This is a genomic window from Mycobacterium lentiflavum (assembly GCF_022374895.2).
Lineage (GTDB): Bacteria > Actinomycetota > Actinomycetes > Mycobacteriales > Mycobacteriaceae > Mycobacterium > Mycobacterium lentiflavum.
In genome coordinates this window covers 3,541,049-3,553,338 of sequence record NZ_CP092423.2, presented here as the reverse complement: position 1 = coordinate 3,553,338, position 12,290 = coordinate 3,541,049, and the positions used below count along the sequence as shown (strand labels likewise).

The following is a 12,290-nucleotide window of genomic DNA, read 5'->3' as shown; positions in this document are numbered from 1 at the left end:
TGGTCACAAGGCGGCATTTTCTGTCGGTGCCCGCGGATAGTTTCACGGTATGAGTTCTGCGGCTGTCATGGATCGTGAGGCGGTCACGGCGGCCTTCGACGCGCTCGATGCCGCCCTGGACGACGTGGTGGGCCTGGAGACCGAGATGCTGTGCACCCGCGAGCGGTTGGTGCTGTTGGAGCGCACCGAGCGAGTGCGGCGGCGCTTGCCGGCCCTCGAGCATCGGCTGATCAACCAGATTGCCCGTCAAGCCACGCCGGCGGAGTTGGGCGGCAAATTGTCGCATGCGATCGCGGAGTGGACGTTGATCAGCCGCGCCGAGGCCGGCAGGCGGGTACGCGAGGCGGCTGATCTCGGTGAGCGCCGCGCCCTGACCGGTGAGCCGTTGGCGCCGGTGCTGGCCGCCACCGCCAAAGCCCAGCGCGCCGGACAGCTGGGTTCTGGGCAGGTCGCGGTGATCCGGCGGTTCTATCACCAGCTGCCCGGCTGGATCGACACCGAAACCCGCACCCAGGTCGAGGCGAAGCTGGCCACCGAGGGCACCCGGTACCGCCCCGAGCAGTTGGCCGGGCTGGCCGACACACTGGCCGACTGCCTCCACCCCGACGGCAACTACACCGACGACGACCGCGCCCGGCGCCGCGGGGTGACCCTGGGCCACCAGCAACCCGACGGCATGTCGGCGCTGAGTGGCTGGTTGACGCCGGAACTGCGGGCAAGTTTGGAGGCGGTGCTGGCCAAACTGGCCGCCCCCGGCATGTGCAACCCCGACGACGACACCCCGTGTGTGGACGGCACCCCCAGCCAAGACGCCATCGACCACGACCCCCGCAGCGCGGCCCAGCGCCACCACGATGGGTTGAACGCCGCGCTGCGCGCGGTCCTGGCCTCCGGCGAGTTGGGCCAGCACAATGGGCTGCCCGCCACGATCATCGTGTCGACCACCCTGACCGAGTTGGAAGCCGCCGCCGGAAACGGCCGCACCGGCGGCGGCACCCGCCTGCCGATCAGCGACGTCATCCGCCTGGCCCGCCACGCCCACCACTACCTCGCCGTCTTCGACCACAGCAAACCCCTCGCGCTCTACCACAGCAAACGCCTGGCCTCACCCGGCCAACGAATCGTGTTGTACGCCAAGGACCGCGGCTGCACCGCCCCCGGCTGCGACGTGGGCGGCTACTACTGCGAAGTCCACCACATCACCGACTACGCGACATGCCACAGCACCGACATCGACAACCTCACCCTGGCCTGCGGACCGCATCACCGACTGCTCCAACCCCGCGGCTGGACCACCAGAAAACACCCCAACGGCCACACCCAATGGATCCCGCCCCCGCACCTGGATCGCGGCCAACCCCGCACCAACACCTACCACCCCCCCCACAAACTGCTACGCAACGAAGACGACGACCCCGACGCCGCGTAGGCGCTAGTCCTGGTCGCGTCGGGCGGTGGCGTAGGCCAGCGCCTCGCCAATTGTGTTGTGGTGGAACTGAAATCCGGCGCGCTCCAGTGCCGACGGGATGGCTCGCTGCCCGGTCAGCAGGCCCTCGTCGGCGAATTCCCCGAGCGCGGCGCGCACCGCGAAGGCCGGCAGCATCATCGGGGTCGGACGGTTGACCGCGCTGCCGAATGCCGTGGTGAACTCGGCGTTGGTGACGGGCGCGGGCCCGGTCATGTTCACCGGGCCGGACAGCGACGGATGCCCGATGGCGAAAAGCAGCGCCCGCACTTCGTCTTCCAGGCTGATCCACGACATGTACTGACGGCCGTTCCCCAGCCGAGCGCCCAGGCCCACCGAGAACAGTGGGCGCATCCGGCGCAACGCTCCGCCCGCCGCGGCCATCACCAGACCGGTGCGGGCCAGCACCACACGGGCACCGCCGTATTGGGCCGGCAGCGTCGCGGCCTCCCAATCTTCGCAGAGCCGGGCGAGGAAACCCGCTCCGGCGCGGTCGTTTTCGTCGACCACGCGGTCTTTGGTGTTGCCGTAGTAGCCCACGGCACTGGCGTTGATCAGGGTTTCGACGCCGGCGTCGGCGACCGCGGTGGCCAACACCTCGGTGGGCGTGATGCGGCTGTCGCGCAGGCTCTGCTTGAACGCGCCCGACCACCGGCGCTTGCCGACGTTGACACCACACAGGTTGACGACGGCGTCGACCTCGCTCAGCGCGTCGGGATCGAACTCACCGCTCTCCGGATTCCAGTGCAGCTCATAGGGATTCGCCGGTGTCCGGCGCACGATGCGCAGCACCCGATGGTCGGCGGCGCGCAGGGCCGCAGCCAAGGCTGAGCCAATCAGACCGGAGGAACCCGCAATCGCGACGACGGGCTTGGCCAACGTGCTCAAGCCTCTCTAAAGCCCCAGGTCGGCCTCGAACGCTCCCTCTTCAAGCCGGTGCTTGATCGTGGTGAGGAATCGTCCGGCATCGGCCCCGTCGATCAGCCGGTGGTCGTAGGTCAGCGGCAGGTAGCAGATCGAGCGCACGCCGATCGATTCGTTACCGCTCTCGTCGACCACCACCCGCGGGCGCTTGACGATCGCCCCGGTGCCCAGCATGGCGGCCTGCGGCGGAACCAGGATCGGGGTGTCGAACAGCGCGCCCTGGCTGCCGATATTGGTGATGGTGAAGGTGCCGCCGGATAGCTCGTCCGGTTTCAGGTTGCCCGTCCGGGCCCGCTCGGCGATGTCGGCGATCGCGCGGGCCAGCCCGGCCAGTGACAGGTCGCCGGCGTTGTGGACCACGGGGGAGAGCAGGCCCTGCTCGGTGTCGACGGCGAAACCGAGGTGCTCGGCGTCGTAGTAGGTGATCTCCTTGGAGTCCTCGTTGTAGCTGGCGTTGATGTTGGGGTGAATCTTCAGCGCGTCGATCACCGCCTTGGCGATGAACGGCAGGTAGGTCAGATTCACGCCCTCACGCTCGGCGAACGACGTCTTGGCCTTCGCGCGCAGCCCCACGATCTTGGTCATGTCGACCTCGTGGGTCTGGGTGAGCTGCGCGGTGGCCTGCAGGGATTCGCGGGTCTTCTTGGCGGTGATCTGCCGGATCCGGTTGGCCTTCTGCGTGGTGCCGCGCAAGTGTGCCAACGCCGCTGCCGGAGCCGGCGCCGCAGGAGCCTTGTCGGCCGGTGCGGTGGGAGCCTGAGCGGCCGGAGCGGGGGTCTTCGCCGCCTCTTGCTTGCGCTGCGCGGCGGCCAGCACGTCCTGCTTGCGGATGCGGCCACCGACGCCGGTGCCCTTCACCGCGGCAAGGTCGATGTCGTTTTCGTTGGCCAGTTTGCGCACCAGCGGGGTCACGTACGGGCTCCCGTCACCCTGGGGCTCGGCCAGCTCCGACGGTGCGGTCTTGGCAGCCGGGGTCGGCTCGGGCTTGGGCTCGGGCTCCGGGGCGGGCTTCGGGGCCGGCGGGGTCTCGGCCTTAGGCGCCGGTGCCGGTTCGGGTTTTGGCTCGGGCTTGGGCTCCGGCTTGGGCGCGGGCGGCGGCGTGGCGGCCGCCGCGGAACCGCTGCCGATCCGGGCCAGCTCGCCGCCGACCGGCACGGTGGCATCCTCGTCGGCGGTGATGCTGACCAGGACTCCGGCCACCGGCGACGGAATCTCGGTGTCCACCTTGTCGGTGGAGACCTCGACCAGTGCCTCGTCGACCTGGACCGAATCGCCGACCTTCTTGAGCCAGCGCGTCACGGTCCCCTCGGTGACCGACTCGCCGAGCTCGGGCATCAGGACCGGGGTGGCACTGCCGTTGCCCGAACTCGCGGCCTGCGCGGCGGGTTCGGGCTGACGCTCGGGTTCTGGCTGGGCCTCGGGTTCTGGCTGGGCCTCGGCCTCCGGCTGGGCCTCCGGCTGGGGCTCGGGCTCTGGTTCAGGCGCGGATTCGGCTGCCGGTTGGCTTGGCGCCGCGGCGGGCGCGGCGGAGGCGCCGTTCTCCGAGGCGTCGCCGATGACGGCGAGCTCGCCGCCGACCTCGACGGTGTCGTCCTCCTGGGCGACGATCTTGGTCAGCACACCCGCGGCGGGCGAGGGGATTTCGGTATCGACCTTGTCGGTCGACACCTCGACAAGCGGTTCGTCGAGCTCGACCGTGTCGCCTTCTTGCTTAAGCCAGCGGGTGACCGTCCCCTCGGTGACGCTCTCACCGAGTGCCGGCATTTGGACGGAGAAGGCCATGTCTTTTGACTCCTCGATCGCTCGTGGGTCTGCGCAGGTCAACATCTGACTTACCACACCGCGGTGTACTGCAAGTTGACGTCGAAACTATCCTGTCATTGCCTCTGCGTCGGCACACAACCAGGGCTGACCCGCTCGCTACAGTGTGCCGAGTTGTCAGGGGGGCGGTCATCGCTAGATCGCGGGGAGGGGTTCGATGCCGGCACTACAGCAGTTCGTCGACAGCGCGGACGGTGTCCGCATTGCCGTCTACGAGGAAGGCAACCCCGACGGTCCAACCGTCGTACTGGTGCACGGGTGGCCCGATTCGCACGTGCTCTGGGACGGCGTCGTACCACTGCTGGCGCAGCGGTTCCGGGTGATCCGCTACGACAACCGCGGCGTCGGGCGGTCGGGGTCGCCCAAGAAAGTCTCGTCGTACACGATGGCGCACTTTGCCGACGACTTCGCGGCGGTGACCAGCCAACTGAGCTCCGGGGCGCCGGTCCACGTCCTGGCCCACGACTGGGGTTCGGTGGGTATCTGGGAGTACCTGAAACGCCCGGGCGCCGGTGACCGGGTGGCCTCGTTCACCTCGGTGTCGGGCCAAAGCCACGAGCAGCTGGTGCAATACATCTTCAGCGGCCTGCGCCAACCGTGGCGCCCGCGTCGGTTCGCCCGCTCGATCAGTCAGGCACTGCGGCTGACCTACATGCTCTTCTTCTCGATCCCGGTGCTGGCGCCGCTGTTGATTCGGGCCGCCTTCTCGGTGCGCGCGCTGCGACGCATGGTGGTCGATAACATTCCCGCTGAGCAGATCCACCACTCGCCGAACATGGCCGCGGATGCGGCCACCTCGGTTAAAACCTATCCCGCCAACTACTTTCGGTCCTTCTCCGTGCGCGGCCAACCCATCGGTGTCGTCGACGTGCCGGTGCAGCTGATCGTCAACACCCGCGATCAATACGTCCGGCCGTACGGCTACGACGAGACCGGGCGGTGGGTGCCGCGGCTGTGGCGGCGCGACATCAGGGCCGGGCATTTTTCGCCGATGTCCCACCCGCAAGTGATGGCGGCCGCCGTGCACGAGTTCGCCGACCTGACCGACGGTAAGGCGCCCAGCCGTGCGCTGCTGCGTGCGCAGGTGGGCCGTCCCCGGCGGCCCTTCGGCGACACGCTGGTCTCGGTCACCGGCGCCGGCAGCGGTATCGGGCGCGCGACCGCGTACGCCTTCGCCGGCGACGGAGCGGAGCTGATCGTCAGCGACATCGACGAAGCCGCCGTCAAGGAGACCGCGGCCGCGATCGCCGCACGCGGCGGGGTCGCGCACGCCTACGTGCTCGACGTGTCCGACACCGATGCGGTCGAGTCGTTCGCCGAGCGGGTCTGCGCCGCACACGGTGTGCCCGATGTCGTGGTCAACAACGCGGGTATCGGGCAGGCCGGCCAGTTCCTGGACACACCCGCCGAACAGTTCGACCGGGTGCTCGATGTCAACCTTGGCGGCGTGGTGAACGGCAGCCGGGCATTCGGGCGGCGCCTGGTCGAGCGCGGCACCGGCGGGCACATCGTCAACGTGTCGTCGATGGCCGCCTACGCGCCGCTGCAGTCGCTGAACGCCTACTGCACGTCCAAAGCCGCGACGTACATGTTCTCCGACTGCCTGCGCGCCGAACTCGACGCCGCCAACGTGGGGCTGACCACGATCTGCCCGGGTCTGATCGACACCAACATCATCAACACCACCCGATTCGACGCGGCCGCCGGCAAGCACGACGAGCACGTCGAAGGCCGGCGGGGTCAGCTGGGCAAGATGTTCGCGCTGCGCCGCTACGGGCCCGAGAAGGTCGCCGACGCGATCCTGTCGTCGGTCCGCAAAAACAAGCCGATTCGCCCCGTGGCACCGGAAGCCTATGCGCTGTACGCGATTTCGCGACTGCTGCCACAAGCGCTGCGCAGCACCGCGCGCTTCCGGGTGATCTGACCCGCGCGGCCTGAAGTTGGTTCAGGCTCGGGCGTGAAATGGCTCGGCTGAGGCTGCCGGCTGAGGCTGCCGGCTGAGGCTGCCGGCTGAGGCTGCCGGCTCAGACCGCCGGCGCTCCCTCGCGACGCACGAGCAACGTACCCGCAATCGCGACGAGCCCGATCACCGTCAACGGGATCGTCCAGGTGCGTCGGCTGCCCAGCTCCGACTCGCAGCGCGCCACATAGTCGGTATGCGGCACCACCTGGTTGACGATCGGGATGTTCGCCACGCTCTTGTCGTTGGCGTTGCGCGCCGCGGTGAGATCCGCGACGACCGCGTTCCCGCACCCCAAGGACCCGCCGTTGCCGTCGGATACCGACACCGGCACCAAAAGCCCGATCACGCCTGCCAGCAGCAGCACGGCGGCCACAGCAAGAATCAACCGACGCACCGTCATGATTCGCCTCCCGTTCGAGTACTGATCGGTGGGGAGGTTATCCACCGCAAGGGGTGGCTAAACGGTGATCTGCTTGGGCCGTACTTCCCGGGGTATCCGAGCCGAGACCCCGATGTGAAGGACTGCTCATGACGTCAAAGGAACAGATGGCCACCAGCCGGGAGGTGCGGGCTTCCCGCCAGCAGGTCTGGGACGCGATGGCCAACGGATGGACCTACACCCAATGGGTGGTGGGCAACAGCCGCACCCGTGCCGTCGATGCGGACTGGCCACAGCCTGGCTCGGCGATCCGGCACTCGGTGGGTGTGTGGCCATTGGTGATCAATGACAAGACCGTCGTCGAAAGCTGCACGCCGGGCGAGGAACTCGTGCTCCGTGCTCACCTGGGCGCCCTCGGTGCTGCCCGGATTACGCTGCGGCTCACCGAAATTGGCGATGGATGCCGGATCGACATGATCGAGGTGCCCGCAGCGGGCCCGATGAGGATCGTCCCCGATCGGCTGGCGTTGGCCGCCGTCTACCCGCGCAACCGGGAGTGCCTGTTGCGGCTGGCGGCGCTGGCCGAACGCCTTGAGCCGAGCCAGGTCAAGTAGCGCGTGGCCGCGGATACGGCAGACGCGGTCGTCATCGGAGCCCGTTTACCAGCCGCTTACTAGCCGTGTTCAGCGATGTCCTCGAGCACCGCGAACATCGTGCGGGTCGGCACGCCGGTGGAACCCTTCGGGGAGTAGCCCCACGGGCTGCCGGTGTTGAAGGCCGGCCCCGCCACATCGATGTGCGCCCAACTCACCCCGTCGGCGACGAACTCGCGCAGGAACACCCCGGCCACCAGCATGCCGGCGAAGCGCTGCCCGCTGACGTTGGACAAGTCGGCGACCTGCGACTTCAGGTCGTCCTTGAGCTCGTCGGGCAGCGGCATCGGCCAGCCGTTCTCGCCCACCCGCTGCGAGATCGCGGCGACCCGGTCGCGGAATTCGTCGCTGCCCATCACCCCGGGGATGCGGGCGCCCAGCGCCACCGTCTGCGCACCCGTCAGCGTGGACGTCTCGATCAGATAGTCCGGGTTGTCCTCACACGCCCGAACGATGGCGTCGGCCAGGATGAGCCGGCCCTCGGCGTCGGTGTTTTGCACCTCGACGGTGATCCCGCCGTACTGGGTGAGCACGTCGCCGGGCCGCTGCGCGGTCGCCGACGGCATGTTCTCGGCCATCGGCACGGTCGCGATCACGTCGATCGGCAGTTCGAGCTGTGCGGCCAGCGTGACCGTCGCGATCACCGCGGCGGCCCCGCCCATGTCCGAGGTCATGTGATGCATTGAGGCGGCGGGCTTGATCGAGATGCCGCCGGTGTCGAACGTGACGCCCTTGCCGACCAGCGCCACTCGCTTTGCGGCCTTGCCCTTCTTCGCTTTGGCCAGCTTCGAGCCGCGGTGGATCAGCCGCACCAGCCGCGGGGGACGCGACGAGCCCTGGCCGACCCCGACAATGCCGCCGTAGCCACCCTTCTTCAGCTCCTTGTCGTCGAGCACCTCTACTTCGAGGCCGACCGACTCGCCCAACGCCCTTGCGCGTTTGGCGAATTCGGCGGGGAACAGGTGACTCGGCGGGGTGTTGACGAAGTCGCGCGCGGTGGCGACGGCGGTCGCGACGGCCGCACCGTGCGCGACCTGCTTCTTGGCGTCCTTGGCGGTCGCAAGCATCGTGATCTTGCTCAGGCCTTTGTCTTTGGGCGCGGTCTTGTCGCTGCGGAAGGTGGTGAACCGGTAGCTGCCCAGGATCAGTCCCTCGACCGCGGCGGCGGCGACGCCCTCGCCGGGCAGCTCGGCCAGCGTGGTGATCACCGACTCGGCCTTGCCCAGCGAGCGCGCGGCCACTCCGGCGGCGCGCCGGACGGTCTCGGCGGGCCATTCGGATTGCGGCTTCCCGAGGCCGACGGTGAGCACGCTGGCTACCGGAAGCGACGACACCACCAGCCGGTGCACCTGCTCGCTGGCGCCGGTGGCTTCCAGTGCCTGCAGGCCGGAAAGAATCTCGGCGACGGCTTCCTCGGACAGGAAGGGTTCGGCGGCCGCGACGGTCGCGCCCGGCCGGTCTTCGTCACCGGTCGAGACGACCGGCAAGACCAATACCGACGAACCCGCACCGCGTTTGGACAGCGACGTGGCGACAGTGACAGAAGGAGCCTGGTATCCCGGTTCGGTACTCACGCGTAAACACCCTAGTCACCGGGGGTGGGCCTTAGCTCGGCAGCGTCCCCGCACTCAGGTCGAAAGCCGGCACCGGGTCGTCGAATCCCTTGAGCGCCAACGGGCCACACGCGACCGCGGGCACATCGGGTAGTTCGTCGCGCAACTCGGAGGTGGCCAGGATCTGTTCTGGGGCCGCTGCCGCCACAAGTCGGGCGGCCAGGTTGACCGGGTTGCCGAAGTAGTCGCCGTTGATGGCAACGACGGTGCCGTACGCGAGGCCGGCGCGGACCTGCAATCCTTCGTCGCGGGCTTTGGGGTGCTCCACCAGATGGACCGCCGCCCGCAGCAACTGCTCGGGCGCCGAACTCACCCACATCACCTCGTCGCCGATGAACTTCACCACCCGGCCGCCGTCGGAGTGCACCACATCCGAGACGGTGCCGGCGAACTCGTTGAGCAAATGCGACAGCTGCTCCGGCGTCAGCGCCTGAGTCAGCGCGGTGAAGCCGGACAGATCCGCAAAACCGACACCACAGACCACCGAGCCCGACGTGTCGCGCAGAACGCCTTCGAAATGCGTTCGAGCGCTGGTCAGATGGTGGCGGTGCACGATGTCGATCAGGGCGCCGAGCCGGGGGACGAACTCGGCGACGGAGCGGTAGGCCTGCGCCGTGGCGAGCTCGTCACGGGTGTGGGTCATCTGAATATCCGGCGTCCCGGCGCGAATCATCGTCGACTCGGCTTCCGCCAACCGGGCCATCGCGGCGCCCAGCACCCGCAACAGACCGAAGGCACCTTCCCGCCCGACTACGGCCCTGATCGCCAGCCAGGTCGCCAGGGCGTCGACGTCCGCCTGGCTGAGCACCGGAATATCCGGACCGGCGACGGTCAGACCGAGTAAAGCCCAGGCGCGTGCGACGTCTTCGGCTGTTATTCCGAGTTCCTCGGCCGCGGTCTGCAACGTGTAAATCGGTCGCCCCGACCACGACAAAACGTCACCGGCCAAGCCGAACAACCGGCCGCGGAGTTCGGCTTCCGCCATCTCGTCGACCGTGAAGCCAAGGTCGTCCAGATATTTGATCAGGTCGGCCCGCTCGCGCGCGTTCGCTACCCCAGCGGCCTCTAGCGCCTCGAAATCCAGGGAATCGGACACCTAGAGAAGTCTGCCAGGTGCAGACACGATTAGGGTGGATCGTCGTGAGCGATGCGACGGAGCCACTCAAGGGACCGCTGGAAGATCGTCATCGTGAGTTGGGCGCCAGTTTCGCCGAATTCGGCGGCTGGCTGATGCCGGTGTCGTACGCGGGCACCGTCAGCGAGCACCACGCGACGCGAAATGCCGTGGGCCTGTTCGACGTCAGCCATCTCGGCAAGGCGTTGGTTCGCGGTCCGGGTGCCGCGCAGTTCGTCAACTCAAGGCTGACCAACGACCTCGGTCGCATCGAACCGGGTAAGGCGCAATACACGTTGTGCTGCACCGAATCTGGCGGCGTTATCGACGACCTGATCGCGTACTACGTCGACGACGACGAGATTTTTCTGGTGCCCAATGCCGCCAATACGGCCGCGGTGGTCGAGGCGCTGCAGGCCTCGCTGACCGGAGCTGCGCCCGACGGCCTGACCATCACCAACGAGCATCGCGGCTACGCAGTGCTGGCGGTGCAGGGCCCGCGCTCGTCCGACGTGCTCGCCGAGTTGGGGCTGCCGACGGAGATGGACTACATGGCCTACGCCGACGCCTCCTTCGCGGGAGTGCCGGTGCGGGTCTGCCGCACCGGGTATACCGGCGAACACGGCTACGAACTGCTGCCGCCCTGGGACACCGCCGGTGTGGTGTTCGACGCTCTGGTGACGGCGGTGTCGAACGCGGGCGGCGAACCGGCCGGTCTGGGCGCCCGCGACACCCTGCGAACCGAGATGGGTTATCCGTTGCACGGCCACGAGTTGTCGCTCGACATCTCGCCGCTGCAGGCGCGCTGCGGCTGGGCGATCGGCTGGAAAAAGGACGAGTTCTTCGGTCGCGATGCGCTGCTGGCCGAGAAGTCGGCGGGGCCGCGACGGCTGCTGCGGGGTCTGAAAATGCTGGGCCGCGGTGTATTGCGGCCCGGGCTGACGGTGCAGGTCGGGGAGAACCCGGTGGGGCTCACCACATCCGGGACGTTTTCGCCGACGCTGCAGACCGGCATCGCGCTGGCGTTGATCGACACCGACGCCGGGGTCGAAGACGGCCAGCGGGTCACCGTCGACGTGCGCGGCCGCGCGGCGGAGTGCGAAGTGGTACGCCCGCCGTTCGTCGAGCTGAAAACGCGCTAGCCACCGCCGCTTCATGCGGGAAAAACCTGTTGGTATACGCATATACAATCGGCGCATGACGAGCGGCCTGCTAGAGTTCACCGTTCAACACGCGTCTAATCCCGCTAGTGGCGCAGAACGTGACTCCATCCTGGCCGACCCCGGATTCGGCAAGTTCTTCACCGACCACATGGTTTCGGTCGATTACGACGGAACCGGTCAAGGCCAGGGCTGGCACAACGCCCGGGTGATCCCGTACGGCCCAATCCAGCTGGACCCGTCCGCGATCGTGCTGCACTACGCGCAGGAAGTGTTCGAGGGGCTCAAGGTATACCGCTGGGCCGACGGCTCGGTCGTGTCATTTCGCCCGGAAGCCAACGCCGCCCGGATGCGCGGGTCCGCGCGGCGCATCGCCATTCCCGAGCTGCCCGACGAGCTCTTCCTCGAATCCCTGCGCCAGCTCATTGCTGTCGACAACGCGTGGGTGCCCAGGGCGGGCGGCGAAGAGGCGCTGTATCTGCGGCCGTTCATCTTCGCGACCGAGCCGGGGCTGGGGGTGCGGCCGGCCAAGCACTACCGGTACCTGCTGATCGCTTCGCCCGCCGGCGCGTACTTCAAAAACGGCATCAACCCCGTCGACGTTTGGGTGTCAACGGATTACGTGCGGGCCTGCCCGGGCGGTACCGGTGCGGCCAAGTTCGGCGGCAACTACGCCGCGTCGCTGGTGGCTCAGGTCGAAGCCGCGGAAAACGGTTGCGACCAAGTGGTTTGGCTCGATGCAGTCGAGCGTCGCTTCATCGAAGAGATGGGCGGCATGAACCTGTTCTTCGTGCTGGGCAGCGGCGGCACCTCTCGGCTGGTCACCCCGGAGCTGTCCGGCTCGCTGCTGCCGGGCATAACGCGGGATTCGTTGCTGCAGTTGGCACTTGACGCAGGTTTCACGGTCGAAGAGCGCAAGATCGATATCGACGAGTGGCAGAAGAAGGCCGCCGCTGGGGAGATCACCGAAGTATTTGCTTGCGGCACCGCGGCGGTCATCACGCCGGTCGGGCGGGTGAAGTACGCCGACACCGAGTTCACCATCGGCGACGGCCGGCCGGGTGAGGTGACGATGGCGCTGCGCAACACGCTGACCCGCATTCAGCGGGGGACCTTCGCCGACACGCACGGCTGGATGACGCGGCTTGGCTAACGCACTCGGCGGGTGTGCCGCTGACGTGCCCAGCATGAAGTCAGT

At 68.1% G+C, this 12,290-nt stretch carries 10 protein-coding genes; 5 read left to right on the top strand and 5 right to left on the bottom strand.

Going from position 1 to position 12,290, the window contains the following annotated elements:
- Window positions 1-49: 49 nt before the first annotated feature.
- Entirely contained in the window at window positions 50-1,429 is a 1,380-nt protein-coding gene (locus tag MJO58_RS16590; RefSeq protein ID WP_239720090.1) for an HNH endonuclease signature motif containing protein, read from the top strand.
- A gap of 3 nt (window positions 1,430-1,432) precedes the next feature.
- Here the strand turns inward: MJO58_RS16590 and MJO58_RS16585 are convergent, their stop codons facing one another.
- Both MJO58_RS16585 and sucB read right to left on the bottom strand, forming a co-directional pair.
- Window positions 1,433-2,344 (bottom strand): TIGR01777 family oxidoreductase, encoded by a 912-nt coding sequence (locus tag MJO58_RS16585; protein WP_239720089.1) that lies wholly within the window; start codon window positions 2,342-2,344, stop codon window positions 1,433-1,435.
- A 15-nt stretch (window positions 2,345-2,359) separates the two neighbouring features.
- Entirely contained in the window at window positions 2,360-4,171 is a 1,812-nt protein-coding gene (gene sucB, locus MJO58_RS16580; protein WP_239720088.1) for a 2-oxoglutarate dehydrogenase, E2 component, dihydrolipoamide succinyltransferase, read from the bottom strand.
- 196 nt (window positions 4,172-4,367) lie between these two features.
- Here sucB and MJO58_RS16575 point away from each other — a divergent pair, with 196 nt between their 5' ends.
- The gene (locus MJO58_RS16575) at window positions 4,368-6,134 is read left to right on the top strand and encodes an SDR family oxidoreductase (RefSeq protein ID WP_239720087.1); all 1,767 of its coding nucleotides are present in this window, start codon (window positions 4,368-4,370) and stop codon (window positions 6,132-6,134) included.
- 100 nt (window positions 6,135-6,234) lie between these two features.
- Here the strand turns inward: MJO58_RS16575 and MJO58_RS16570 are convergent, their stop codons facing one another.
- On the bottom strand, window positions 6,235-6,573 hold the full coding sequence (locus tag MJO58_RS16570; protein WP_239720086.1) for an aminopeptidase: 339 nt from the start codon (window positions 6,571-6,573) through the stop codon (window positions 6,235-6,237).
- A gap of 128 nt (window positions 6,574-6,701) precedes the next feature.
- Between MJO58_RS16570 and MJO58_RS16565 the strand changes: the two genes are divergently transcribed.
- A complete protein-coding gene (locus MJO58_RS16565; protein WP_239720085.1) occupies window positions 6,702-7,166 on the top strand; it encodes an SRPBCC family protein in 465 nt (154 codons plus the stop codon).
- 59 nt (window positions 7,167-7,225) lie between these two features.
- On the opposite strand, the gene MJO58_RS16560 is transcribed toward MJO58_RS16565, so the two are convergent.
- Both MJO58_RS16560 and MJO58_RS16555 read right to left on the bottom strand, forming a co-directional pair.
- On the bottom strand, window positions 7,226-8,779 hold the full coding sequence (locus MJO58_RS16560) for a leucyl aminopeptidase (RefSeq protein WP_090603433.1): 1,554 nt from the start codon (window positions 8,777-8,779) through the stop codon (window positions 7,226-7,228).
- A 31-nt stretch (window positions 8,780-8,810) separates the two neighbouring features.
- The gene (locus MJO58_RS16555) at window positions 8,811-9,914 is read right to left on the bottom strand and encodes an adenylate/guanylate cyclase domain-containing protein (RefSeq protein WP_239720084.1); all 1,104 of its coding nucleotides are present in this window, start codon (window positions 9,912-9,914) and stop codon (window positions 8,811-8,813) included.
- Between the two features lie 44 nt (window positions 9,915-9,958).
- Here MJO58_RS16555 and gcvT point away from each other — a divergent pair, with 44 nt between their 5' ends.
- The gene (gene gcvT, locus MJO58_RS16550) at window positions 9,959-11,074 is read left to right on the top strand and encodes a glycine cleavage system aminomethyltransferase GcvT (RefSeq protein WP_090603426.1); all 1,116 of its coding nucleotides are present in this window, start codon (window positions 9,959-9,961) and stop codon (window positions 11,072-11,074) included.
- Between the two features lie 55 nt (window positions 11,075-11,129).
- Window positions 11,130-12,245, top strand: coding sequence for a branched-chain amino acid aminotransferase (locus tag MJO58_RS16545; protein ID WP_239720083.1), 1,116 nt, complete (start codon window positions 11,130-11,132; stop codon window positions 12,243-12,245).
- Window positions 12,246-12,290 lie beyond the last annotated feature (45 nt).

Coding starts and splice junctions, on each gene's coding strand:
- MJO58_RS16565 (WP_239720085.1), top strand. CDS start 6,702: ATGACGTCAAAGGAACAGATGGCCACCAGCCGGGAGGTGCGGGCTTCC.
- MJO58_RS16590 (WP_239720090.1), top strand. CDS start 50: ATGAGTTCTGCGGCTGTCATGGATCGTGAGGCGGTCACGGCGGCCTTC.
- MJO58_RS16570 (WP_239720086.1), bottom strand. CDS start 6,573: ATGACGGTGCGTCGGTTGATTCTTGCTGTGGCCGCCGTGCTGCTGCTG.
- MJO58_RS16575 (WP_239720087.1), top strand. CDS start 4,368: ATGCCGGCACTACAGCAGTTCGTCGACAGCGCGGACGGTGTCCGCATT.
- sucB (WP_239720088.1), bottom strand. CDS start 4,171: ATGGCCTTCTCCGTCCAAATGCCGGCACTCGGTGAGAGCGTCACCGAG.
- MJO58_RS16545 (WP_239720083.1), top strand. CDS start 11,130: ATGACGAGCGGCCTGCTAGAGTTCACCGTTCAACACGCGTCTAATCCC.